The sequence below is a fragment of the Roseiflexus sp. RS-1 genome, from assembly GCF_000016665.1.
Lineage (GTDB): Bacteria > Chloroflexota > Chloroflexia > Chloroflexales > Roseiflexaceae > Roseiflexus.
Map to the genome: position 1 here is coordinate 3,550,351 of NC_009523.1, position 23,487 is coordinate 3,573,837.

Here is a 23,487-nt window from a genome sequence, read left to right on the forward strand (position 1 = left end):
GCCGAGAGGAGCGCTGGCCGTCGGGCTGAAGCCCTCGGCTATCCAGGGCAAAGCCCGCCTACGCGGGCTATGGCGGATTATTTCTTCAAAGACCATAAGCCCTCGGCTATCCAGGGCAAAGCCCGCCTGCGCGGGCTATGGCGGATTATTTCCTCAAAGACCATAAGCCCTCGGTCAGGCAGGGCGAAGCCCGCCTGCGCGGAACGCGAACTCCAAAGGCAACCCTATCGACCATCGCCTATCGGCTATCGGCTATCGCCTATTGGCAGGACAGTGTCGGAAAGGCAAGCGTGTGGCACAGCAGATCACATCCCGTCCAGGACTCTTTATCGCCGGTTATACGGCGTTGGCACTGGCGCTCGGTGCGCTGGTCATTGCGCTGCGTGGGTACGATTTCCTGCTCTTCATTCTAATCTGGCCCGTTATTCTAAGCGCCATGCTTGTTCCCTGGCGCATGTACCTGATCCTTATCGGCATTGGTGTCACAGTGACGGCGATAACTCTGCCGCTGGTTGTTCCAGACCTCAACCGATCAGCGACAACAGCGGCAGCTGCCACGACGGCAGCATTCCTGATCTGTGAAAGCGTCTATCGTGTCATGCGCCGTCAGCGCGCAATGGCGCGCGCATTGCAGGAGAGCGAAGAGCGATTTCGCTGCACGTTCGAGCGCGCTCCTGCGCCGATGGCAATAACCGATGTTCACGGTCGTCTGAAGTGGTTCAATCAACGTCTCTGCGACGTGCTGGGGTATGAGCGCGATGCGCTCAAGGGACGGATGATCAATGATTTCGCCCACCCCGAAGATCGGCACATTCGCCTGCACAGTGCGCTGATCGCAGCCATCGATGGCGAAGCGTCGGTCGAAAAGCGCTACGTCGCCAGGGATGGTCGAGAGATCCCTATGCAGGTCAAAGGAACGCTGATACGCGACGCGGCTGGCGAACCGCATGAGACTCTGGTGATTTTTTTCGATCTGACTGCACAACGTGAAGCCGAGGCGCAACGCCTGGCGGTGGAACGCGCTATGCAGGAAACGCAGCGTCTTGAGAGCATGGGTACACTGGCAGGCGGGTTGGCGCACGATTTCAATAACCTGTTGTCCGGCATTTTGGGGAATACAAACCTGGCGCTGCTCAATATTCCGGCAGACGCGCCAGCGCGCGCGTATCTGGAGCAGGTTGAAATTGCCGCCCAGCGCGCAGCCGAGATAACGCGACAGATCCTGGCGTACACCGGGCGCGGTCAGGTAGCGCGCGAGGTGATCGATGTGCGTCATCTGCTCAACGATCTCAAGACACTGCTGGACACCGCTGCGCCTGCGACTATTACAATCAACTATCAGCTCGAACCAGGACCGCTCCCGGTCTGCTTCGACCGCACACAATTGCGACAGGTTATTGTCGCGCTGATCCACAATGCCGTCGATGCGATCAATGATGACGTGGGACAGATCACGGTGACGATAGGTGAGCGCCTGTTCGATGCAGACCATCTGCCGCGCGACACTGTCGGCGCCGATCTGCGCGCCGGGCGCTACGCAGTCATCGAGGTGCGCGATACCGGTTGCGGAATTGACGAGGATGCGCGGGACCTTCTGTTTGTTCCGTTCTTCACAACCAAAAAAGAGAGGCGTGGTCTGGGACTCGCGGCAACACTGGGGATCGTGCGCAGTCACGGTGGCGCTATTCAGGTGGAAAGCGCTCCTGGACAGGGCAGCGTCTTTCGCGTGTTCATTCCGACTGCACAGGAGTATCCTGAGACGAAGACCGCTCCTGCGGTTACGATTGTTCAGTCGCTCGACGATCAGGCATCTCCGGTCCAATCTGCGTCTGCGGGTTTCGCCCCTGCTCCCCCGGTCGATCAACGATCAGCCGCGCATGCAATGCAGGACCTTGTGCTGATCGTCGATGATGAACCGACGGTGCGTTCGGTGGCGGCGCGCATGGTCGAACATGTGGGTTTCACGACATTGCAGGCGTCTGATGGTGTTGCGGGTGTTGACCTGTTCCGCGCCAATGCCGACTCGATAGTCTGTGTCTTGCTCGATGTCTCCATGCCAGGCATAGGTGGAGCGCAGGCGCTTCAGATGATGCGCGCCATACGCCCTGATGCGCCGATTGTGTTGATGAGCGGGTACGCGGGTGAAGAACTGGCGGAACGTTTTGCGCAACTGCGACCAGATGGCTTTCTGTACAAGCCATTCGATATCGCAGAACTTAAGGCATGCCTGGAGGGAGTGATCCGGAAAGGAGTGCGCGTGGGATGATGGAGCTGCACCGATACGCTGGACAACTGCTGAAGCGGATGCTCAACAATCCGGCTGCAACCTTTCGGGATGGTCAGTGGGAAGCAATAGCCGATCTCGTTGAGCGAAAGGCGCGCCTGCTCGTTGTGCAACGCACCGGTTGTTGCGGGAAGCCGGCAGTGGTCCGGTCTTTCCGCTGGCGCTGGCGCTGGTGCAGTCGAGATGAGAGGGGAGCGTTATGACCGGAGTTGAGCTTCGTCCCGACACACAGGCTATTCTGCTTCTCTGCGGGACGTTTGGCAGACACGAAACAGGAGCGGCGCCGCTCAGTCCGACAGAATATCATGCGCTGGCGCTCTGGTTGTATGCCCATCAGATGCGTCCGGGTGATCTGTTGCTGCCAGACGGCGCCTCCGCTCTGCGAACATCGCCCGATGTACCGGTAAACCCGGAACGGTTGACGGCGCTGCTGGCACGTGGCGGTGCGCTTGCGCTCTCAGTTGAAAAATGGGTCAACAAAGGGCTATGGGTGATGAGCAGGAGCGATGCAGATTATCCACAGCGCCTCAAGACACGCCTGGGACGCACTGCGCCGCCGCTGTTGTACGGCGCTGGAAATCGACAATTGCTCGGACAGGGCGGGCTGGCGATTCTCGGCTCACGCAACAGTGCTGCGCACGCACTTGCCTTTACACGTCGGATTGCCGGTATGTGCGCACGTCAGGGTATGCCTGTTCTCTCCGGTGCAGCGCGCGGGGTTGATAGCGAGGCGATGCAGGCGGCGCTCGATGCGAGAGGTGTTGTGATCGGCGTTCTGGCAGACAGTCTCTTGAAGGCAGCGGTTGGCAGGAACTATCGTCAGGCTGTGCGGAACGGCAATCTCGTCCTGGTATCAGCCTGTGATCCCGAAGCAGGTTTTACTGTCGGGAATGCGATGGGACGAAACAAGTATATCTATGCGTTGAGCGACTATGCGCTGGTGGTCAGTGCAGCGCTGGGTGAGGGTGGCGCGTGGAGCGGCGCTGTTGAAAATCTGACAAAACGCTGGGTTCCGCTGTTTGTCTGGATCGATGATGAATCGTTGCCAGGCAACCAACGTCTGCGCGATATGGGTGCGTTGCCATTCAGTGAAAACCAATGTGCTGGCGAGTCAGTGCACGATCTTTTCAAACGCCTGGCAGATGAAACCACACCTCAACATGTGCTGTCAGGCAACGGCATGGTTGCATCTTCCAATGCTCGTGCGTCAGATGGCGGACATGCAGAAGAACAGACGGCGTCCGCTGGCGATCAAACCAAAACCAATCTGTCGTCGGAACAGCAGGTGCTGGAATTGACAGCTGTCGAAGCCAACACCTCCGCGCCGACCGTCGATCTATTTCCGATTGTCTGGCCATATCTGGAGCAGGCGCTGTATGCGGCGCAGACCGAGCGCGAACTGCTGTATGCGGCGCAGACCGAGCGCGAACTGGCGCAGCGCTGCGGCATTGAGCTAACGCAGGCGCGCGCCTGGCTGCAACGCGCCGTGCAGAAAGGATTGGTTGCGCGCCTGACCCGCCCAACGCGGTACGTCATCGCTTCCCCGATCACCCGCCACGCCTGATGTCGTCCGTGTGCTGTGTGGCGACTGCCTGGCGGATCCAGGCTTCCTGATCTTCACGTGTGGTGACGATACCGTCGAGATATGCAGCGCGCAACCCGGCAAGCAGTTCGCCAAAGCGGGGACCTGGTCGCAATCCGAGCGATTCGAGGAACTTTCCGTCAACTGCAAGCCTGACGCCGCGCAGATGGTCGATGTAGCGCTGAATGGCTTGCGCAGCGGTGTGCGGTTCCGCGATCTGCGCTGCCCGGAGTGCGGCAGTGCCAATGCCATGCAATGCTCGATCAATCGCGCTGTCAGCGATCCGCTGCTCAGGGTGTTCCGCTTCAGCGAGCAGGGTTTCCAGGCGTTCGCGCACCAGGGTGATGTCTGCCAGCAGGCGCGTTTCACTTGCCGGCAGGCGATACGTTGCAGCAAACGTCGCGCGCTCGTCGCCGGTCAGCGGATAGAGCAGGAGCGCCAGATACAGGTCGGGCAGCGCCGTGTCGGGAAAGGCTGCCTGTCGCGCGACGGCAAACCATTCGGCGATCGTGTCTGTCCATCGCAGTGCAGGATGCAACGCGCGCAGCACGCCCAGGTCGTCGAGGAGCGCCAGGGCTGGCTCAGGAGATTCTTCCGCCAGGATCAGCCGCAGTTCGTGCATGATCCGCTGCGGTGTAGCGCGACCGAGAACTCCCTGTTCGAGGGCGTCGCCGATCAGGGCGCGGGTACGCGGCTCGATGGTGAACCCTAAACGTGCGGCAAGGCGTGCCGCGCGCAAGATGCGCGTCGGGTCGTCGATGAAACTCAGATTGTGCAGGACGCGGATCAACTTGCGGGTGATGTCGCGCCGCCCGCCGTAAAAATCGTAGAGCCAGCCATAGCGCGTCGGGTTGAGACAGATCGCCAATGTGTTGATGGTAAAATCGCGTCGGTGCAGATCGTGGCGCAACGACGCTGCTTCAACATCGGGCAGCGCCGAAGGGCGCTCGTAGAACTCGGTGCGCGCCATAACGAAATCGAGCGTCAGCGGGGCTTGTCCCTCTTCGCGGGCAAGGGTCAATGTCGCTGTGCCGAATGCTGCATGACTGCGCACCGTACCGTTCAATTCGGCAGCCAGCGCTTCCGCCAGACCGATTGCATCGCCCTCCACAACCAGATCGAGATCATCGGGGGTGCGTTGCAGGATCATATCGCGCACTGCGCCGCCGACGATGTACAACGCGGCGCCGCGCTGCTGCGCAATTGCACCAGCTCGACGGAGAATGGCGAGCAGGTCGCGGTCGAGAAATCGCTCCAGCGCCTCACCAACAAGATCGTGATCGCTTGTGCCTGCGACCTGCCCTGCTGCCCAGGCGCGCAGCAGGTCGCTGCGGGTGATGATCCCCAGCAGTCGTTTCTGAGAGTCAACCACCAGCAGACGCCCGGTGCGGTCGCCGTTATCGGCGGCGAGTGCGCTGCGCACCGTTGCAAGCGATGCATCCGGCGATAGCAGCGTCGGTCCATGCCACAGGTAACGCGCCAGCGGCGCGTCGCGCAGCCCGTGACGCAGCGCCCGGTCGAGATCGCGCCGTGAGATCAGACCCTGGACAACCCCATCGTGATTGACGACCGGCAATGCGCCATGACCATAGCGCAACAGGAGTTCTTCCGCCTGCGCCACCGTTGCATCGAGCGGCGCCGTATGCACCGGACGGGTCATGATGTCGGCGGCGGTCAATGCCGGTCGCATCAGTTCGCGTACTGCCGCTTCCACCTGCTTCAGCAGCGAAACGGCATCAACACCGCGCACATACGCAGCGGCAGCATAGCGATGTCCTCCGCCGCCGAACCGCGCCGCCAGCGCGCCAGCATCGAGCGTATCGGCGCTGGCGCGCAGAATAAGTTGCGTGCCGGTATCACCGGTTGCTATCGCCAGCACGATGACCGCCGGGGCGTACAGGTCGCGCAGGCGATGGGCAAGCGATGAGAGTTCGGGCACCGGTCCATCGACACGCGCCCAGGCGAACAGCACACTCCAGCCGCTGATCTCTTCCAGGCGCATGGTCTGTTCGAGGTGATGCAACACCTGCTCTTGACCTGCCGATAGGGGACGGCGGAGAAACTCGCCAACCGCCTCGATCCGTGCGCCGCGTTCGAGCAACCAGGCAGCGCAGGCTGCATCGATGGCGCGTGTGCCGGGCAGTGTCAGGTTGCCGGTGTCCTCATAAATGCCAAGAAGGAGCAGAGTCGCTTCGACAGAAGTCAACGGCAGGTGATGTTCCATCAGACGGCGGACGAGAATCGTCGTGGTGGCGCCGGTATCGGCGTAGATCAGTTCTTCGTTGGGAGCGAGATTGCGTTCAGGGCGATGGTGATCGATAATGATCGTTGGGATCGGTGTGTCACCCAGCAATGGCAGGCGCGGGACGGTAGACGTATCCACCAGGATCAGGCGGGTCACCGGTTCGCGCGGCAGATCGCTCATGCGGACGAACGGCAATTCCTCGCGATACAGCGCAGCAAACTCGCGCACATTCTCGTTCAACTGCGGGTTGAGCGCCGCCAGTGCGCCGGGATAGAGGCGCGTCGCCGCCATTTGCGATGCCAGCGCATCGAAATCGGTATTGCTATGGGTGAGGATCAGTTCCATAAATCGGCGACAGCGCGTTCGAACCATTCAATCCAGGGCCAGACACGCTGCTTGCTGAACTCAGGTAACGGCGCACGTCGCAGACCCAGGTCGAGCAGCGAAAGGGTGCAATTCTCCGCCATGCGGCGACACTCGACCCAGCCTGCCACTTCACGCCCGTCATTCAGTGTAACATAGACTGCGATGGTGATCGGTCCGACATAGTCGCCATACTGGCGATTGACCCGATCAGGGTGCATCTCGCCGAAGCGGATCTGCTGGTAGGGGATGCGCTGTGCGCGCAAAGCGTAGGCTACCTGATCTTCATATGACCGGATGACCGGCGGGCGCAATGCGAGCAGCGCCCCGATGGCGGCAATGCACATCAGGGCGCAGACAGCAAGAACGAGGGCTGAACGCACGATAACAGCACGATTCACCATGACAGCGCAACTTCGCGTCCGGTCTCTGCACTCTCCAGAACAGCTTCCATCATTTCCTGCACGATCAACCCGTGGCGCAGCGGCGCCTGGCATGGCACACCGTCCAGGATGCATTCGACGAAGTGGGCAGCGATAGCATTCCATACTCCTTCCCAGTCTTTGGGAATGTGGAACGTGCTGTCCACCGGCGTACCGGCGATGGTGCGATAGATGGTCAACGGATTATAGCAACGCACGCCTGCTTCGGTACCGAATAGCTCGATCTGGAAATCGTCGGGTTGATGCGCCGCCCAAAAACTTTCGACCTGAAGCCCGGCGCCATTGGCAAAGCGAATGAAACCGCCAGCGTAGTCATCGGCGGCATACTGTTGCGCCAGCGCCGGTTGTGGCTTATAATCGAAATAGCCAATGCCGCGCGGACCGAATTTTGCCCCCGCGACTGCGACCGCGCTCACCGGTTGCGGCATGCCCATCATCCACCATGCGGCGTCGAGCACGTGCACCCCCATATCGCGGAAGGCGCCGCCGCCCTTTTGAACAAACCCCGGACTCCAGTGCGGAATGCCACTCCGGCGTACACTGCGCGCACGCGCATAGTACACTTCGCCGAGTTCGCCACGTGCTGCCATAGCGCCGACGATCTGCGTCTCGCGGGAAAACCGGGTCGAGAGCGACATCATATTGACTACCCCTGCTGCCTCGGCTGCCGCAACGAGATCGCGCGCCGGAGCGACGGCATCTGCGAGCGGCTTGGTGACCAGCACATGCTTGTCGTTGCGCACGGCTTCGAGCGCAACCGGGACGTGGAGTTGGTTGGGCGTGCCGACGAACACCGCGTCAATCGAGCGGTCACGGCACATCTCGCGGTAGTCGGTGTAGAAGGCGAGCGGTTCAGGAATCTTCAGTTCCGTCGCCAGTTTGTGCATCCGCTCTTCATCAATGTCGCAGAGTGCGACGATACGCGCGCGCGGCGTGTTCAGAAAGCCGCGCGCATTTGCTCTACCGATGCCCATGCCAACAATAGCGATGCGTACTTCTTCCATGGGGCGGCTTCTCCGTATGCAATGAAGCGTCTGTCACCATCGACGACAGAACCGGTGCTGGTTGCCAGACGCCGGTCCTTCCTCACTCCAGTTTAAGCGATCGTCCGATGATTTCCTTCATAATCTCGGTGGTTCCGCCATAGATCGTCTGGACGCGCGCATCCAGAAATGCGCGCGCAATCGGATATTCGCGCATATAGCCATAGCCGCCATGGAGTTGCAAACATGCATGAACCACACGCTGCTGGAGTTCAGTCGTCCACCATTTTGCCATCGCTGCGGTCTCGGCGGTCAATTCGCCCCGGTTCAACGCCAGCACGCACTGATCGACGAACACACGCCCGATCTGCACTTCGGTCACGAGTTCCGCCAGGGTGAAACGCACCGACTGGAGCGCACCTATCGGACGACCGAACGCCTCGCGTTCGCGGCAGTAGCGGATGGTCTGTTCGAGCGCCACTTCTGCGGCAGCCACGGCGCCAACCGCAATCGCAAGGCGTTCGCGCGGCAATTGTTCCATCAGATAACGAAAGCCCTGTCCTTCTTCGCCGAGGAGGTGATCACGCGGCACGCGCACATTGTGGAAGAACAGTTCAGCGGTATCCTGCGCGTGCAGTCCAATCTTTTCCAGGCGTCTGCCGCGCTCGTACCCCGGCATATCACGCTCGACGACCAGCAAACTGATCCCCTTATGCCCGGCTTCCGGGTTGGTCTTCGCCGCCACGATCACCAGGTCGTTGAGGATGCCGTTGGAGATGAAGGTCTTCTGTCCGTTCAGGAGGTACACATCGCCATCGCGTAGCGCTGTTGTGCGAATCGCTGCGAGATCGCTGCCGGCGCCCGGTTCGGTCATCGCAATGGCGGTGATGCACTCGCCGCTGACGCAGCGCGGTAACCAGCGTCGGCGTTGATCCGGCGTGCCATAGTGCGTGATGTAGGGAACGACGATATCGGTATGCAACACGAAACCCGGACCGGTCGCGCCAGCGCGCCACAACTCTTCGCCAATAACAACGTTGAAGCGGTAATCGCGCGCGCTGGCGCCGCCGTACTCCTCCGGTACATCCATGCAGAGAAATCCCTGGCGACCCGCCGCCTGCCAGAGGTCGCGCGGAACGGCGCCAACGCGCTCCCATTCGGCGTGGAAGGGCGCAATCTCGCGTTCGATGAATGCGCGAAACGCGGCGCGGAAAAGGTCATGTTCCGGATCAAACAGGGTGCGTTTCATCAGACCAGGGTATCCAGCGCTGGAGCGGGTGAGCGGGTCGTAATCTGTTTGCCCAGGCGATCAAGCGCATATTCAATCCCCGCTTGCAGGTTGCTGCGCGTCACGACGGTGCTCAGATCGATGCCCAGGTGCACCATCGCCTGCGCCACTTCCGCCGAGATGCCGACCAGCACGCAATGGGCGCCGAGGAGCGATGCCGCGCGGGTCGTCTGGATCAGGTGGTTGGCGACCGACGTATCCACAACCGACACTCCTGTGATATCGATGATGGCGATCTCGGCGGCATAGTGCTGAATGCCACTGAGCAACGCCTCCATAATCTGCGCGCTGCGCCGGCTATCGATCGAACCGACAAGCGGGAGCACAATAATTTCGTCATAGATTGGCACAACCGGCGTCGACATTTCGCGGATCGCCTCGATGAGACGTTCCTGTTCCTCAACGGTTGCGCGTAGTTGCTCACGGCTGCGCTCCAGTTCCATGCGCTCCAGCACGCGCTTCGTAATTACCTCGGTAAAGAAAACAATCCCCCCAATCGAGCCATCTCCTTTGAACCAGGGGTAACACTTCCAGTTCAACCATTCGGTTGAACCGTCATCACGGGGCCATGGGTCCTCTTCCGCTTCCTCGAAGGCGCCAGCCAGCGCCCTGCGGTGCACCTCTTTCCAGCGTTCGGGAAGATCGGGAAAGATTTCGTAGTGGGAGCGACCGATGATTTCCTGCCCCTCCAGATGGTAATCACGAATCCAGCGCTGACTCGCCAGGATGTAACGCATGTCGGAGTCGAGCATGGCAACCGCAGCAGGGGTATTTTCGACGAAGAAGCGCAACCGTTCTTCGCTGGCGCGCAGTTCTTCCTCGATGGTCGCATAACGTTGCATCTGCTGCTCCAGTTCTGCGATCCGCGAGCGGAGTCGCTCGATCTCGGTTTCGGGAGCGTCGGACATGTCTGCCTCGCAATGGTAGAAAAGATGTGTACGACCTGATGCTATTATAGTACAGAAGTCGCAGGCGCGGCGTGGAAGCGCACACGACCCCGTTCCGTAGTGTACGGTGTCTGCATTACGGGAACATACCGACCTGCAGGCGGCCGAGGGCAGATGGAGATTGAGAATTTACAGCAGTTCTCAGATACACTGACCCTTGTCTGGGTCTGCCGTGTCGCGCGAGACGATCGCTTCCAGCAGAGAGTAGACCGAAATGTATTTCGGTCATCGCGTGGGGCGCGACTCTGGGAATGTTCAACCCCGTCCAATTGGCCCTTCTTTCGTGCAATTGGAAGGGACCTATGATGAATTTTCTGCCAGGCGCTGGTAGAGCACTGCCGAGAGCCCCAGGTACGCCAGGATTCGTTCCAGCAAACCAGAGAGCGGCGTGATATGCCACATCACCTGAGGCTCCATCTCAATCCGGGTCAGGGTAATCTCTGCCCGGGCAAACGCCTTCAGCAGGCGTACGCCCGTCGGCCGGTCGGTGGTCCGCCGAGGCTGACCTTCGTACAGCCCGCTCAAGACCTCACCCGCCTGGGCCAGCCCACGCCGTACCTGGCTTTCTATCAACGTCAACAGCCGCAACGCCAGCGTCAGCAGGCGGGTCAGACCGATAATCTGATCATCCCGCCGCACATACAACGGGCGGATGCCGATGGGACGATCCTTCACCAGGTGAAAATCTCTTTCCAGACACCACCCACCCCGGTAATGGACAACCGTCTGGGCCAGCGACATCTGGGCCAACGGCAGGCTGGTCACCTGAATCCGCCATCCCAGACGATATTTCCGGCGCTGAATCGCCTCTTCGTCCCGCCGGACTTCGGCGATGACGCAACGCACGCGCACCTCCGTCCGGACGGGGCGCTTCGGGCGTCCCCGTCCGCGTCCCACGGAGCGCGTGACGGTCTCTTCCTCCCGTCGCCAGGTGACCTGCAGCAAGCCCGTCACATCATATCGCTCCAGCACCTGGGATACCGCTGTCTGCAAGGCCGCTTCGTCCCGATACGGTCGTCGGCCCCGACCGGGGGGCGGTGTCAGCGCCCGCAAAGCTGCCTCCGCGTTCGCCAGGCGCCGCTCCAACTGTTGGCTCTCCCGCTCCGCCAGCGCCAACGAGCGGACCACCTGCACCCGCTCGGTCCACGTCACGGGCTTGCCATCCACCCGGGCGCTCATCGGCCGCTCAAACTCATACCCGCCGCCCAACAGACTCTGCTCATCCCAGATCAGGGTCACCGTCTGCTCCCCTTCCACCACGGCGTCAATCCACGCTTCCACCTGTTGGGCGGTCTCGCCGGTCAGGGGCAGGGGCATCAGGTAGTAGTCCCCGTGGGCCACGATGTCCGCCCGAGTTGCCAGAGCAGCCATCTTGCTGTCGCCCACATACAGCAGCCCCGACCGGCCCAGCATCTGGCGCACCCGAGCGATGCGGGGGCGGTACAACGGGTCGTCGGCGGTCTGGCCGGGGTGGACATTGCAGGCCAGCAGGTGACCCCACGGCTCGGCTGCGGCGGCCATCAATTTCAACTGGGGCAAGTCGGGACGGCGGTCTTTACTATGCCCGTATTGCATCACCCCGTCTTCCGTCAGGGTATGGTAGCCATACGTGGTGGTGCTGTCCAGGCGAACGCTGGTCACGTCCAGGTCATCGACGTCTCCCGTTGCCTGCCACAGGTCGGCCTCCAGGGCTTCCCAGGCGGCCTGCTGGCTCAGGCGGCGCAGCACGATCTCCAGCCGGTCATCACTGAATTCGGTACGGCGAATGGGTTGCCCCAGCAACCGTTCCAGCGTCTGGCGATGCTGCCCGGCCCACTCTTCTCCGCTGGACTTGCGATGGTCGCTTTCCGAGAGGATAGAGGCCAGCCAGACCGTTGCCAGCCAGCCGTTCCTCAGCCCCTGGTGGTTGCCGTGGTGGCCCAGGTGGCGGTCCAGAACTTCGGGAAGGTGCAATTTCTGCGCAAGCCCGATCAGCAGAGGGATGTCATCAACTCGCTCGTGGGTTAAGGTGAGTTTCTCGGCCATACGGCCGAGTATACTATAAATTCGGTTTTTGGCCTTTCGTTTTGCACGAAAGAAGGGATTGGGTTCAAACTTTGCGAGAAATGCTATCATCCGGTATGCGCCTCTTGCCGTCGGGCTGATGACGATTGAGCATTTATTCCGCTCTACCGCGCCAGCCGTGGGGCTGAAGCCCTCAGCTATGGAATGCAAAGCCCGCCTGCGCGGGCTATGGCGGATTATGTACTCAAAGACCATACGCCCTCGGCCAGGCAAGGCGAAGCCCGCCCGCGCACCCAGGCATGCGGGCGGGACGCCTGCACACTCAGGCATGCGGGTGCGACGCCCGCGCCCTCAGGCATGCGGGTGCGACGCCCGCGCCCCCAGACCTGCGCAGGCAGGAATAATGCCGGAACGATCGTCGGTTGCCCTGGCGGGAAGGCGCCCTACCGAATCAAGATTTGGCATCAGGTCGGGGCGACATGCGCCAGGTAGCGCTCGCACATCAGAGACAGGATGGCATCTCCAGGCATCTTCCAGATCGTTTCGTTGAAAATCTCGACTTCGATGAAACCGCGATAGCCAGCGGCATCGACCGCTTCGCGCAGCGAGCGCAGTTCGATCACGCCATCGCCCATCATGCCGCGCCCGTTGAGCACATCAGGCAGCGGCGTGATCCAGTCGGACACGTGATAACCGGCAATCCGCGCGCCACACCGCCGGATGAGATGGTAGACCCCGGCATCCCACCAGACGTGGTATGCATCGATCACAACCTTGACGTGAGGTGAGTCGAAGCGTTCCGCCAGGACGATCGCTTCGTGCAGACTGGTGATGACCGAACGGTCGGCGGCAAACATGGGGTGCAGCGGTTCAATGCCCAGGGTGACGCCGTGCTGAATCGCATCCGGCAGGACGGCAGCGATCCCTTCTTCGACCATCATTCGTGCTGCACGGATGTTGCGATCAGGCGCTGGACCGCACACCAGCACCAGAACATCGGCGTTCAGCGTCGCAGCTTCTTCGATGGCGCGCCGGTTGTCGTCAATGCGAGCGGCGCGTTCGGCGCGTGTGGCAGCGGGGAACCAACCGCCGCGGCAGAGACTGGAGCAGTGCAATCCGGCATCGCGCAGCAGGCGCGCGGCGGCGGCAACTCCCGTTTCGGCGAGACGGTCGCGCCAGACGCCAATCGCCGGGATTCCGGCGCGGACGCACCCATCGACTGCTTCACGGAGCGACCAGTATTTTGTGGTTGCCTGATTCAAGCTCAGGCGTGAAAGATCACCCGCCATTGGTTACTCCTCAATACCTGCCAGCGCCAGAACGAGGCGCATACGTGCAACTGCGCGATCAGGATCGCAAAGCACGCCAGACTGATCGGCGAGGATGAACAGGCGCGCGAGATGCAGAACGGACCGTGCGCTCTCCTGCCCGCCGACCATGCGAAAGTGGCGCTGATGCCCATTGAGATAGGCAAGGAAGACCACCCCCGTTTTGTAGAAGTAGGTTGGCGGTTGAAAGATATGCCGTGAGAGGGGTACAGTTGGTTCAAGGATCGCGCGGAAGCGCTCCGGATCGTCGGCGTCGAGCGCCTGGAGCGCCGCTGAAGCCGCCGGAGCAATCGCATCAAAGATTCCCAGCAGTGCGTCGCTGTATCCCTGGTCATCACCGAGGATCAACTCCGGGTAGTTGAAATCGTCGCCGGAGTACATACGCACGCCGGGCGGGAGCCGTCGCCGCATCTGGATCTCGCGTTGCGCGTCGAGCAGCGAGATTTTGATGCCGTCGATCTTTGCCGCGTGCTCGTGAATAATGGCAAGCGCCGTTTCCATGGCGGCATCGAGATCATGGCTGCCCCAGTACCCCGCCAGCGCCGGATCAAACATATCGCCGAGCCAGTGAAGAATGACCGGTTCGCGCACCTGTGAGAGTAGACGTCCGTAGACGCGCGCATAGTCATCGGGGCTGCGCGCGCAGGCGGCAAGCGCGCGGCTTGCCATCAGGATCACGCGCCCGCCGCACCGTTCGACCGCCTCGATCTGTTCGAGGTACGCCGCCTCGACCTGATCGAGAGAAAGATCGGGACGCGGCGGGAGATGGTCGGTTCCCGCGCCGCAGGCGATCATTCCGCCGACGGCGCGCGCTTCTGCGACCGAGCGTTCGATGAGTTCACGCGCGGTCGTCCAGTCGAGACCCATACCGCGCTGGGCAGTATCCATCGCCTCGGCGACGCCCAGACCGAGCGACCAGAGATAGCGCCGGTATGCCAGAGTTGTGTCCCAGTCGAGCGCTGGCGGCGATACTGGCGTGGTATCGGCGAGCGGATCGGCGACAACGTGGGCTGCGGCGAAGAAGACGCGGCTGCGCAGCGGCGCGCGCGGCGGTGCGAATCCGGCAGAAGCGCGCAATGCGTAGGGGCGCAGCGAGCGGTCGGGAAATGGGAGCATCAACGTTGGCGGCATACACACCTTCTTTCATACCTCGAGCGGCGGAACATCGATCCAGCGGCGTTCGTGCCAGGAGCGCAACCCCAGTTCGGCAAGCTGCACCCCCTTTGCACCTTCCAGAAGATTCCACCGGAAGGACCCCTCACCGGCGACGTGTTTCAGGAACAGTTCCCACTGGACACGAAACGCATTATCGAACGTTTCATTGTCGGGAACCGGTTGCCAGCCAGCGCGGAAATCGATCGAGTTCGGCAGATCGGGATTCCAGAGCGGGCGAGGCGTCGTTACCCGCGGTTGGACGCGGCACTCGCGTAATCCGGCGACGGCGCTGCCGTGGGTACCGTCCACCTGCAACACGAACAGATCATCACGGTAGACCCGCACGCACCACGATGAGTTGATCTGAGCGATGACGCCTCCTTCGAGTTCAAACGTCGCGTATGCCGAGTCATCGGCGGTCACCGCATACCGGCGCCCCTGTTCGTCCACCCGTTCGGGAACATGGATCGCACCCAGGCACATCACTGCACGCACCGGAGCGAACAGGTTATCGAGCACATAGCGCCAGTGGCAGAGCATATCGACAATAATGCCGCCGCCCTCTTCCTTGCGATAGTTCCAGGAAGGACGCTGCCCGGATTGCCAGTCCCCCTCGAAAACCCAGTAGCCGAACTCACCGCGCACCGAGAGGATTCTGCCGAAGAAACCGCTTTCAATCAGACGTTTGAGTTTGCGCAAACCGGGGAGAAAGAGTTTATCCTGCACGACGCCATGCCTGATACCGGCAGCTTTCGCGCGGCGCGCCAGGTCGAGCGCATCGTCGAGGGTTGCCGCAGACGGTTTTTCGCAGTAGATATGTTTTCCGGCTGCAATCGCCGCGCGCACGCTTTCCGCGCGACGTTGGGTTGTCTGTGCATCGAAGTAGATCACATCGGCAGGATTGGCAAGGCATGCATCGAGATCGGTGCTCCAGCGGGAGATGCCGTACATATCTGCCAGTGTACGCACCTTCTGCTCGTTGCGCCCGACCAGGATCGGGTCAGGCATCACCACATCGCCGTTTGCGAGCGGCACGCCGCCAGCCTGACGAATAGCAACAATCGAGCGCACGAGATGTTGATTGGTTCCCATTCGTCCGGTGACGCCATTCATAATGATACCCAGCGAGAGTGTAGCCATAGAACATCCTTTCTGCCGAAAAACGACAACAAAAAACGAACGCGCTCAGGCGGCGCGCCTGGACAGCGCATATCTCGAATGAGACGTGCCGGTTATGTTGCGGATGGCGGCGCCGTGCTCTGACGCACGATCATCTCGGTCGGCAGGTGAATGGTGCGCAGGGTATCTTCTGCCGAGAGCGCCAGTGCGAGCGCTTCTGATCCGAGTTGGCTCATCGGCACGCGCATGGTCGTCAACGCCGGTGTCACATCGGCGGCAATCGGGATGTCATCGAAACCGACAATCGACATCTGATCGGGCACTGTGATCCCGCGTTCCCGCAGCGCAGCGAGCGCGCCGATCGCCATCACATCGTTGAGTGCGAAGATCGCCGTGATCGATGGAAAGCGCTCCAGCAGGCGGATCGCCGCCTGTGCGCCGCCATCGCGCGTAAAATCGCCGGGAATGATGGCGTCGGGCGGCAGCGTGATCCCGCCTGCCTGAAGCGCCTGCACAAAGCCGCTGCGCCGATCACGGGAGGTGGTCAGCAGCGCAGGACCGTCGATTATGCCGAATGAGCGATGCCCCAGGTCGAGCAGATAGTGCGCCAGCGCCCGCGCACCGCCGACGTTATCGGGAACAACGGCATCGGCAGCGATATTGTGGCGACCGATGACCGCCACCCGTCCTCCCATTGAGGCAAACGAGTCGAGTCGCTCAGTCATAGATCGGCAGTAGGCGCGATCATCGAGACCGCTGCCTGCCAGAATGATCGCCTCGACGCGCTGCTTCTGCAGCAGATGCACATACTCCAGTTCACGCTGCGGATCGCGGAAGGTATTGCACACGATCATCAACCGCCCGGCATCGGCGGCGCTGCGCTGAATGCCGCGCAGGATTTCTGCAAAGTATGGATCGCTGACGTCGTGGACGATCACCCCCACGGTCTGTGTAGCAGCGCGGGCAAGCGCTTGCGCGTGCGCATTAGGAACGTAGTGCAGTTCACGCGCGGCAGCGGTAACGCGTGCGCGCATCTCATCACTCACGGCGCGCGCGCTGCCGTTGAGCACACGTGATGCAGTAGCCAGCGAAACTCCGGCGCGACGAGCAACATCAGCAAGGGTGACAGCCATACGCTTTTTGCTTCAACCTTCGTTTGACATCCCGATTATACCATGCGATATGCCATTTACTGAAAGCGATTTCCGAAGAACGTTACTGCTGCGAGGGAGCGCCGTCCAGGTCGCGACAGGGTATAATACAAACCAGATCCGCGATCATCCCTCAACCGACGCGGCGCTGCTCAGGATCGGTGTTTGCGCCAGATGCATTGCGGTGTAAACCTGCCAATCGGTCATGAGCGGCAGCGGGAGGAAGGCACACGACAGTGGATACGCCTGTCGAACATCACTATCTCCGCATCAGCGGCATTCGCTTCCATGTCGTCCGCGCAGGGTGCGGTGATCGTCTCCTGCTGCTTTTGCACGGTTTTCCAGAGTTCTGGTGGTCATGGCGTCATCAGATCAACGCATTCGCCGATCACTACACCGTCGTTGCGCCCGATCTGCGCGGCTACAATGAAACCGAGAAACCTGCCCGCGGCTACGAACTGCCGGTGCTGGTGCAGGACATTGTGGAACTGATTCAGGCATCTGGCTTTCAGCGGGCATACGTCGCCGGGCACGACTGGGGCGGCATGATCGCCTGGTCGCTGGCGATTGCGCATCCGGAGCGCGTCGAGCGATTGATTGCGCTGAACATGCCGCATCCGGCGCGTTTCTTCCAGGAACTGCGGCAGAATCCGGAACAACGTCGTCGCTCGCGGTATATCCTCTTCTTTCAGATCCCATGGCTGCCTGAACTTGTGCTGAGTGCGCGCAACGGTGCGGCGTTCGACCGCATTTTTCGTTCGACGCCGATTGATCGAGCGGTGTTCGATGACGAAACGATCCGCTGCTATAAACAGGCGATGGCGCGCCCCGGCGCTCTCACCGCTGCGCTTAACTACTACCGCGCAATGGGACGGTATGGTGCAGGAGATCTGTTTCGCGGCGCCAGCATGCGGGTCACCGTACCGACGTTGCTGATCTGGGGTGAGCAGGATGTCGCATTTGCGCCAGAGGTCGTCCAGAGGACGGAGCGTTTTGTTCCCGATCTGCGCATCTGCATGCTGCCGCACGCGTCGCACTGGGTGCAGCAGGTTGCGCCGCACGAAGTCAATGCCGCTATGCGCGCATTCCTGGAATGACCGAAAGCGCCTGAGCGTGAGCGCGTTTACTGGTGAAACGTATGGCAATCGTCTATCGCCGCATTGAAACCATCGACGAATACCGCGCCGTCGAAGACCTTCAGACGCAGGTGTGGGGCAGCGATGCGCGTGATATCGTTCCGCTCCATCTGCTGCTGACCGCCAATAAGAACGGCGGGCTGGCGCTCGGTGCGTTTGATGCTGACCTGACGCCGCCGGACGATCTGATCGGCTTTGTGTTCGGTTTCGTCGGTCTCACGGCAGCGGGACAGATCAAACACTGTTCGCACATGCTCGGCGTGCTGCCGCACTATCGTGATCGGAGGATCGGCGAGGAACTCAAGCGCCGTCAACGCGACTTTGTGCTTGCGCAGGGCATCACGTTGATGACCTGGACGTTCGACCCGCTCCAGAGTCGGAATGCGCGCCTGAACCTGCGTAAACTCGGCGCTATCTGTCGCACGTATGCGCGTAATCTGTATGGCACGATGAGCGACCGGCTGAACGCCGGGGTTCCCAGTGATCGTTTCGAGGTGGAATGGCATCTGGCATCGCGGCATGTCGAAGCGCGTCTGGCGCGCGCCGAACCTGAGCCAGACCTTGCCACGCTGCTCGCTGAGGGCGGAGTGGTTCTGAACCCGGCGTCCCCCGGCGCCGCCGACGATGCGCCCGCTCCGGTTTGCCGCAATCCGTCCGGCGCTCGCGTGCTCATCCGTTTCCCCACCGACATTCAGGCGATCAAGGCGACGCGACCCGCAGAGGCGCTGACCTGGCGTATGCAGGTGCGCGATCTGTGCGAACGGTCGTTTGCCGCCGGGTATACGATCACCGACGTTCTCACCGCAGGATCGTGCAGTTACTACCTGCTGCACCAGCACTGGAGCATTGTATGAAGATCGAATCAATCACCCTGCACCATATCGATATGCCGCTGGTGGCGCCGTTCGAGACCAGTTTCGGGCGTGAGACGCACCGCCCCTGCATTCTGGTCGAGATGCGTGCAGATGGACGAACCGGTTGGGGCGAATGCGTTGCCGGGGCAGGACCCTGGTATGCGTATGAAACCATTGGCACCGCCTGGCACATCATCGGTGAGTTTCTGGCTCCGATGTTGATCGATCAGGATATCGACTCGCCTGAAGCCATTGTTGAACGGTTTGCCCACGTGCGTGGTCATCCAATGGCGCGCGCCGCCGTCGAAGCCGCATTCTGGGACATTTTTGCTCAGGTGCACGGCGTATCGCTGGCGCGACTTATCGGCGCGACGCGGCAGCGGGTGTCGGTGGGGGTGAGCGTTGGAATCGAACCGACACTCGCCGCCCAACTCGAACGGATTGCGCAATTTGTTGAAGCCGGATATGCACGCATCAAACTGAAGATCAAACCAGGATGGGATGTGACGGTTGTGCGTGCAGTCCGTGATCGCTGGCCCGATATTGCGTTGCAGGTGGATGCCAACTCGGCGTATACCCTTGCTGATGCGCCGGTGTTTCGCGAACTGGACGAGATGAACCTGCTGCTGATCGAGCAACCGCTGCATCACGAAGACATTGTCGATCATGCGCGTCTTCAGGCGCAACTGCGAACTCCGATCTGCCTGGATGAAAGCATTCACTCGCCGGAGCACGCCCGCTGGGCGCTCGATATCGACGCCTGCCGCGTGATCAACATCAAGATCGGGCGGGTTGGCGGACTGACCGCTGCGCGCCAGATCCACGATCTGTGCGCCGATCGCGGCGTACCGGTCTGGTGCGGCGGCATGCTGGAGACGAATGTGGGGCGTGCAGTGAATCTGGCGCTGGCAGCGCTGCCCAACTTTACGCTGCCCGGTGATATTTCCGCCTCGGCGCGCTACTATCACCACGACATTGCGACACCCGACTTTGTGTTGAACGATGACTCGACCATTACCGTTCCCGATATTCCCGGCACAGGCGTCGTCGTTCTGCCGGAGCGCCTGCGCGTCGTACAGGTGCGCGAGATGACGATTGGGAAAGGATGAGACTATTCCCCTGCCATTTCCCGGCAATGGCTGCGTTTATGCTGCGACCATCACTCCGACCGCTTCTTCCAGTGATGTGAATCCGTCGCGGCGCAACCGGCGCGCAAGCCCCTGCTTGATGTCGCGCGCGATTGCAGGTCCTGCGTACACCATGCCGGTATAGATCTGGATTAACCGTGCACCTGCACGAATGTGCTGATAGGCATCCTCCGCCGTGGCGATGCCGCCGACGCCGATCACCGGCGGCGCCCCGTGCGTCAGGCGGTAGATCGCGCCGATGACCTGACGCGCGCGCTGCGTCAGTGGACGACCGCTCAATCCGCCGGTTTCGATTGCCAGCCGGCTGTGCAGATCATCACGCGCCAGGGTGGTGTTGGTGGCAATGAAGGCTGCAATGCCAGCATCGCAACCGGCGCGCACGACTGCTTCGAGTTGATCCGGGGTCTCATCGGGCGACACCTTCAGCGCAATCGGGCGCGGATGCGGCAGAGCGCGATTGAGTCGCGTCAGTTCGTGCAGGAGCGTCTCGAGCGCCGCGCGTTCGTGCAGGCGACGCAAGCCTGGCGTGTTCGGCGATGAGATGTTGACCGCCACATAGTCGGCGATCGGCGCCAGTGCAACGAAGGTTGCGACATAATCTTCAACGGCGCGTTCCAGTGGCGTGTCGCGGTTCTTGCCGATATTGACGCCAACGATAACATCGCGTGAGCGACGCGCGCGCAATGCACGCGCCACCGCAACCATGCCCGGACTGTTGAAGCCGAGGCGATTGATCAGCGCAGTGTCTTCCGGCAGACGAAAGAGGCGTGGACGCGGGTTTCCAGGTTGCGGGCGCGGTGTGACTGTGCCGACTTCGATATGCCCGAAACCGAGGAGCGCCAGCCCATCGACCAGATCGGCGCGTTTGTCGAACCCGGCGGCGACGCCGACAGGATTGGCGAAGTGCAGCCCCGACCAATCGACCGCCAGGAGCGGATCCTCCCAGGCATACAGCGCACGGATCAGACGCGGCAGCAACGGCGCACGACTCGTCACCCGCAGCGCCTTCGCTGTCAGATCATGGGCACGCTCGGCGTCGAGCCGGAAGAGAAGCGGTCGGATCAATGCATAGAGAGAAGTCATTTCAACCCTGTCCAATCTGCCCAACCTCTGTGAGAACCGCTCTGGCGCTCGCATCGGCGTACTCTCATGGTTCATCTCTCCCTGCGATTCTCATGCTACGTCGCGGAGGTCGAACCACGGTCCCTCGACGCACGGCAGGCGCACTCTGCCTCGCAGTTCGACAGCACATGTTCCACACGCACCGAACCCGCAGCCAGGCGGCGATTCGATGAGCATCTCCGCAAACCCGCGTGCCCAGCGCAGGCGCACCATTCGCACGATCCGCCCAAGCTCCGCAAGCGCCTCGCGCGGCAATGCCGCCACGACCGCGTCCGCCCACGCCAGCATTGACGGTTTGTCCGTCGGTTGCAGCGCTGCCGCAACGGATGCTGCAACATCCATGTCCACCATAGTGACATACTCGACGGCGGAGGGGAGCAGAAAGGGTGGCGGCAGGCGTTCCTGGTCATCGGCGAAGGCGAGCAGAGTCACAGCAGCGTAGGGGGCGGTAAAGCGTGCCATGAAGATCAGCGCGGCAAGCCCCGCGCTGGCGCCAACCAGCAACAGATTGCGCTGACGATCATTCAGGGGAAAGGGACGTCCAGACAACCCCACGACATCGAGGGTTTCACCCGGCAAGCGGCGCGCCAGCCATGCCAGCCCCGGCTCGTGCGGTTCATAGAGCAGCGCCAGCTGTCCAATTTCCGGCATCGTTGCAGCCAGAAAGAGCGGACGACGCAGCAACCGATACCGGTCATCGGAGTCGTTGCAGTGCACCAGCAGTGCATGACCGGGACGCGCATCACGCGCCAGATCGGGCGCATGCAGCGCAAGCCAGCGGAGGTGCGCCGTCACCTGGCGATGGTCGGCGATCGCAAGTGTGTGCTGGCGTGCCATTATTCGCCATTCTCGTTGCCGAGGATGCCTTCGAGCCGCGACGCCTGCTGCAACGCGCCGGTGCCGATGCCAAAATTGCCGCGGCGGAACACGATCTGCCCGCGGTACATGGTCAGCATCACCTGCCCTTTGAGGCGTTGACCGGCGAGCGGCGTGTTACGCCCTTTTGAGAAAAACCTCGCAGGATCGACGATCCACGGCGAGTCCGGGTCAAAAATAACGATGTCCGCTGGCGAACCGGGGCGCAGGGTTGCTGGCGCACGTCCAAGCACCGTCGCCGGACCCTCGGTAAATTTGGCGACCAGGTCGACCAGGTCGAGTTTCCCGCGGTGCACCAGGGTCAACGCCAGCCCCAGCGCCGTTTCGAGACTGCTGATGCCCGACGCGGCCAGGCGGTACTCACACTCTTTATCAACCGCGCTCTGCGGTTCATGATCCGACGCGATGGCATCGATCGTCCCGTCGCGCAATCCTTCGATCAACGCCTCCACATCCTGTTCGGTGCGCAGCGGCGGTCTCACGCGCGTCGATGTGTGGTAGGGCGGCAACAGGGTTGATTTGAGACGTGACGGAAGATCGAGACCATCCTCATTCGCATCGACACGCTCACGCCCCGCGCGATGTCCTGATTTCCCTTCGCCGTGCGGTACATCGAGATTGCCCAGAACCCAGCGATCGGTCAGTGTCAGGTGATGCGGCGTCACCTCGGCGGTTACACGCACGCCGCGCGCTTTCGCAGCGCGGATAAGCGCGACGCTTCCGGCAGTGCTGACGTGGCAGATATGCAGATGCGCGCCGGTCATTTCCGCCAGCGCAATATCGCGCGCAACCATGGCTTCTTCGGCAGCAGCCGGGTACCCTGGCAGACCGAGGCGAATACCGACAGCGCCGTCGTGCATGCCCCATCCACGGGTCAGGCGCACATCTTCGCAATGCGCCATGATCGGCGTGTCGAGCATCGCCGCATATGCCAGCGCGTTCCGCATCACTGTGGCGTCCATCACGGTGTTTCCCTCATCAGAAAAGCCGACACATCCGGCTTCGACAAGTTCTGCCATCTCGGTAAGGGTCTGCCCGGCGCGTCCAACGGTGATCGCACCGATCGGCTCGATACGCACCACGCCGCGTCGCCGCGCAATGTCACGGATCTGACGCGCCACCGCAGCGCAGTCGATAGGCGGGCGCGTATCCGGCATCACGCACAGCGTGGTAAATCCGCCAGCAGCTGCCGCTTTCGTCGCAGTTTCGATAGTTTCCTTGTGCTCCTCGCCCGGTTCGCGCACGTGGGCATGCAGGTCGAGGAAGCCAGGGGCAATCACCGCACCGCGCGCATTGATTACCTCGGTGTGGTCATCGAGTGGCTCCGGCGCGATGGTCAGATCGGCAAGATCGATCACCTGAACGACCTTGCCGTTTTCGACCAGCACGTTGCCGATGGTGGCAACACGCCGTGCCGGATCGATAATCGAACCATTCTTGATCAGATACCGCATAGGAA

19 protein-coding genes are annotated in these 23,487 nt (G+C 61.5%); 6 read left to right on the forward strand and 13 right to left on the reverse strand.

All coding sequences use genetic code 11. The features are described 5' to 3' along the window. Window positions 1-292: 292 nt before the first annotated feature. Genes ROSERS_RS14640 through ROSERS_RS14650 form a run of 3 tightly spaced genes read left to right on the forward strand, consistent with a single transcriptional unit; the run spans window position 293 to window position 3,848 of the window. Window positions 293-2,266 (forward strand): hybrid sensor histidine kinase/response regulator, encoded by a 1,974-nt coding sequence (locus ROSERS_RS14640; protein ID WP_011957557.1) that lies wholly within the window; start codon window positions 293-295, stop codon window positions 2,264-2,266. Beyond that, window positions 2,263-2,487 (forward strand): hypothetical protein, encoded by a 225-nt coding sequence (locus ROSERS_RS14645; RefSeq protein WP_083763304.1) that lies wholly within the window; start codon window positions 2,263-2,265, stop codon window positions 2,485-2,487. Before ROSERS_RS14640 ends, ROSERS_RS14645 begins: the two co-directional genes overlap by 4 nt. Next, window positions 2,484-3,848 carry a DNA-processing protein DprA gene (locus ROSERS_RS14650; RefSeq protein ID WP_011957558.1) on the forward strand — a complete coding sequence of 455 codons (1,365 nt, stop codon included), beginning with the start codon at window positions 2,484-2,486 and terminating at the stop codon, window positions 3,846-3,848. The genes ROSERS_RS14645 and ROSERS_RS14650 overlap by 4 nt, the downstream gene beginning before the upstream one ends. Here ROSERS_RS14650 and ROSERS_RS14655 read toward each other — a convergent pair. The 10 genes from ROSERS_RS14655 to ROSERS_RS14700 form a co-directional block, all read right to left on the reverse strand. Continuing rightward, the gene (locus ROSERS_RS14655) at window positions 3,832-6,456 is read right to left on the reverse strand and encodes a CBS domain-containing protein (RefSeq protein WP_011957559.1); all 2,625 of its coding nucleotides are present in this window, start codon (window positions 6,454-6,456) and stop codon (window positions 3,832-3,834) included. The two genes, ROSERS_RS14650 and ROSERS_RS14655, sit on opposite strands and share 17 nt — an antisense overlap. Continuing rightward, on the reverse strand, window positions 6,447-6,878 hold the full coding sequence (locus ROSERS_RS14660) for a hypothetical protein (protein ID WP_011957560.1): 432 nt from the start codon (window positions 6,876-6,878) through the stop codon (window positions 6,447-6,449). Before ROSERS_RS14660 ends, ROSERS_RS14655 begins: the two co-directional genes overlap by 10 nt. After that, the gene (locus ROSERS_RS14665; protein ID WP_011957561.1) at window positions 6,872-7,921 is read right to left on the reverse strand and encodes a Gfo/Idh/MocA family protein; all 1,050 of its coding nucleotides are present in this window, start codon (window positions 7,919-7,921) and stop codon (window positions 6,872-6,874) included. The genes ROSERS_RS14660 and ROSERS_RS14665 overlap by 7 nt, the downstream gene beginning before the upstream one ends. A gap of 82 nt (window positions 7,922-8,003) precedes the next feature. Then, the gene (locus ROSERS_RS14670) at window positions 8,004-9,149 is read right to left on the reverse strand and encodes an acyl-CoA dehydrogenase family protein (RefSeq protein WP_011957562.1); all 1,146 of its coding nucleotides are present in this window, start codon (window positions 9,147-9,149) and stop codon (window positions 8,004-8,006) included. Further along, entirely contained in the window at window positions 9,149-10,096 is a 948-nt protein-coding gene (locus ROSERS_RS14675) for a PAS domain-containing protein (protein WP_011957563.1), read from the reverse strand. Before ROSERS_RS14675 ends, ROSERS_RS14670 begins: the two co-directional genes overlap by 1 nt. Before the next feature lie 339 nt (window positions 10,097-10,435). After that, the gene (locus ROSERS_RS14680) at window positions 10,436-12,160 is read right to left on the reverse strand and encodes an IS1634 family transposase (protein WP_011957564.1); all 1,725 of its coding nucleotides are present in this window, start codon (window positions 12,158-12,160) and stop codon (window positions 10,436-10,438) included. 443 nt (window positions 12,161-12,603) lie between these two features. Beyond that, window positions 12,604-13,428 (reverse strand): sugar phosphate isomerase/epimerase family protein, encoded by an 825-nt coding sequence (locus ROSERS_RS14685; protein WP_011957565.1) that lies wholly within the window; start codon window positions 13,426-13,428, stop codon window positions 12,604-12,606. A 3-nt stretch (window positions 13,429-13,431) separates the two neighbouring features. Then, window positions 13,432-14,598 carry a dihydrodipicolinate synthase family protein gene (locus tag ROSERS_RS14690; protein ID WP_041333757.1) on the reverse strand — a complete coding sequence of 389 codons (1,167 nt, stop codon included), beginning with the start codon at window positions 14,596-14,598 and terminating at the stop codon, window positions 13,432-13,434. A 12-nt stretch (window positions 14,599-14,610) separates the two neighbouring features. Beyond that, on the reverse strand, window positions 14,611-15,762 hold the full coding sequence (locus ROSERS_RS14695) for a Gfo/Idh/MocA family protein (protein WP_011957567.1): 1,152 nt from the start codon (window positions 15,760-15,762) through the stop codon (window positions 14,611-14,613). A 92-nt stretch (window positions 15,763-15,854) separates the two neighbouring features. Continuing rightward, window positions 15,855-16,874, reverse strand: coding sequence for a LacI family DNA-binding transcriptional regulator (locus tag ROSERS_RS14700; protein ID WP_011957568.1), 1,020 nt, complete (start codon window positions 16,872-16,874; stop codon window positions 15,855-15,857). A gap of 254 nt (window positions 16,875-17,128) precedes the next feature. Here ROSERS_RS14700 and ROSERS_RS14705 point away from each other — a divergent pair, with 254 nt between their 5' ends. The 3 genes from ROSERS_RS14705 to menC are packed head-to-tail and all read left to right on the forward strand — an operon-like array spanning window position 17,129 to window position 19,991. After that, window positions 17,129-17,989 carry an alpha/beta fold hydrolase gene (locus tag ROSERS_RS14705; protein WP_011957569.1) on the forward strand — a complete coding sequence of 287 codons (861 nt, stop codon included), beginning with the start codon at window positions 17,129-17,131 and terminating at the stop codon, window positions 17,987-17,989. Between the two features lie 41 nt (window positions 17,990-18,030). Continuing rightward, window positions 18,031-18,882, forward strand: a complete 852-nt coding sequence (locus ROSERS_RS14710; RefSeq protein ID WP_011957570.1) for a hypothetical protein — start codon at window positions 18,031-18,033, stop codon at window positions 18,880-18,882. After that, the gene (menC, locus tag ROSERS_RS14715) at window positions 18,879-19,991 is read left to right on the forward strand and encodes an o-succinylbenzoate synthase (RefSeq protein WP_011957571.1); all 1,113 of its coding nucleotides are present in this window, start codon (window positions 18,879-18,881) and stop codon (window positions 19,989-19,991) included. The genes ROSERS_RS14710 and menC overlap by 4 nt, the downstream gene beginning before the upstream one ends. Before the next feature lie 36 nt (window positions 19,992-20,027). On the opposite strand, the gene ROSERS_RS14720 is transcribed toward menC, so the two are convergent. From ROSERS_RS14720 to ROSERS_RS14730, 3 genes are all read right to left on the reverse strand, one after another. Further along, window positions 20,028-21,113 (reverse strand): quinone-dependent dihydroorotate dehydrogenase, encoded by a 1,086-nt coding sequence (locus tag ROSERS_RS14720; RefSeq protein ID WP_011957572.1) that lies wholly within the window; start codon window positions 21,111-21,113, stop codon window positions 20,028-20,030. A gap of 90 nt (window positions 21,114-21,203) precedes the next feature. Further along, a complete protein-coding gene (locus tag ROSERS_RS14725) occupies window positions 21,204-21,989 on the reverse strand; it encodes an iron-sulfur cluster-binding protein (RefSeq protein ID WP_011957573.1) in 786 nt (261 codons plus the stop codon). Next, entirely contained in the window at window positions 21,989-23,482 is a 1,494-nt protein-coding gene (locus ROSERS_RS14730) for a dihydroorotase (RefSeq protein WP_011957574.1), read from the reverse strand. The genes ROSERS_RS14725 and ROSERS_RS14730 overlap by 1 nt, the downstream gene beginning before the upstream one ends. Between the last annotated feature and the right edge of the window lie 5 nt (window positions 23,483-23,487).

What these genes read in the sequence shown, in the direction of transcription:
- ROSERS_RS14645 (WP_083763304.1), top strand. Translation starts at nt 2,263, where the DNA reads ATGATGGAGCTGCACCGATACGCTGGACAACTGCTGAAGCGGATGCTC.
- ROSERS_RS14650 (WP_011957558.1), top strand. Translation starts at nt 2,484, where the DNA reads ATGACCGGAGTTGAGCTTCGTCCCGACACACAGGCTATTCTGCTTCTC.
- ROSERS_RS14655 (WP_011957559.1), bottom strand. Translation starts at nt 6,456, where the DNA reads ATGGAACTGATCCTCACCCATAGCAATACCGATTTCGATGCGCTGGCA.
- ROSERS_RS14660 (WP_011957560.1), bottom strand. Translation starts at nt 6,878, where the DNA reads ATGGTGAATCGTGCTGTTATCGTGCGTTCAGCCCTCGTTCTTGCTGTC.
- ROSERS_RS14665 (WP_011957561.1), bottom strand. Translation starts at nt 7,921, where the DNA reads ATGGAAGAAGTACGCATCGCTATTGTTGGCATGGGCATCGGTAGAGCA.
- ROSERS_RS14670 (WP_011957562.1), bottom strand. Translation starts at nt 9,149, where the DNA reads ATGAAACGCACCCTGTTTGATCCGGAACATGACCTTTTCCGCGCCGCG.
- ROSERS_RS14675 (WP_011957563.1), bottom strand. Translation starts at nt 10,096, where the DNA reads ATGTCCGACGCTCCCGAAACCGAGATCGAGCGACTCCGCTCGCGGATC.
- ROSERS_RS14680 (WP_011957564.1), bottom strand. Translation starts at nt 12,160, where the DNA reads ATGGCCGAGAAACTCACCTTAACCCACGAGCGAGTTGATGACATCCCT.
- ROSERS_RS14685 (WP_011957565.1), bottom strand. Translation starts at nt 13,428, where the DNA reads ATGGCGGGTGATCTTTCACGCCTGAGCTTGAATCAGGCAACCACAAAA.
- ROSERS_RS14690 (WP_041333757.1), bottom strand. Translation starts at nt 14,598, where the DNA reads ATGCCGCCAACGTTGATGCTCCCATTTCCCGACCGCTCGCTGCGCCCC.
- ROSERS_RS14695 (WP_011957567.1), bottom strand. Translation starts at nt 15,762, where the DNA reads ATGGCTACACTCTCGCTGGGTATCATTATGAATGGCGTCACCGGACGA.
- ROSERS_RS14700 (WP_011957568.1), bottom strand. Translation starts at nt 16,874, where the DNA reads ATGGCTGTCACCCTTGCTGATGTTGCTCGTCGCGCCGGAGTTTCGCTG.
- ROSERS_RS14710 (WP_011957570.1), top strand. Translation starts at nt 18,031, where the DNA reads ATGGCAATCGTCTATCGCCGCATTGAAACCATCGACGAATACCGCGCC.
- menC (WP_011957571.1), top strand. Translation starts at nt 18,879, where the DNA reads ATGAAGATCGAATCAATCACCCTGCACCATATCGATATGCCGCTGGTG.
- ROSERS_RS14720 (WP_011957572.1), bottom strand. Translation starts at nt 21,113, where the DNA reads ATGACTTCTCTCTATGCATTGATCCGACCGCTTCTCTTCCGGCTCGAC.
- ROSERS_RS14725 (WP_011957573.1), bottom strand. Translation starts at nt 21,989, where the DNA reads ATGGCACGCCAGCACACACTTGCGATCGCCGACCATCGCCAGGTGACG.
- ROSERS_RS14730 (WP_011957574.1), bottom strand. Translation starts at nt 23,482, where the DNA reads ATGCGGTATCTGATCAAGAATGGTTCGATTATCGATCCGGCACGGCGT.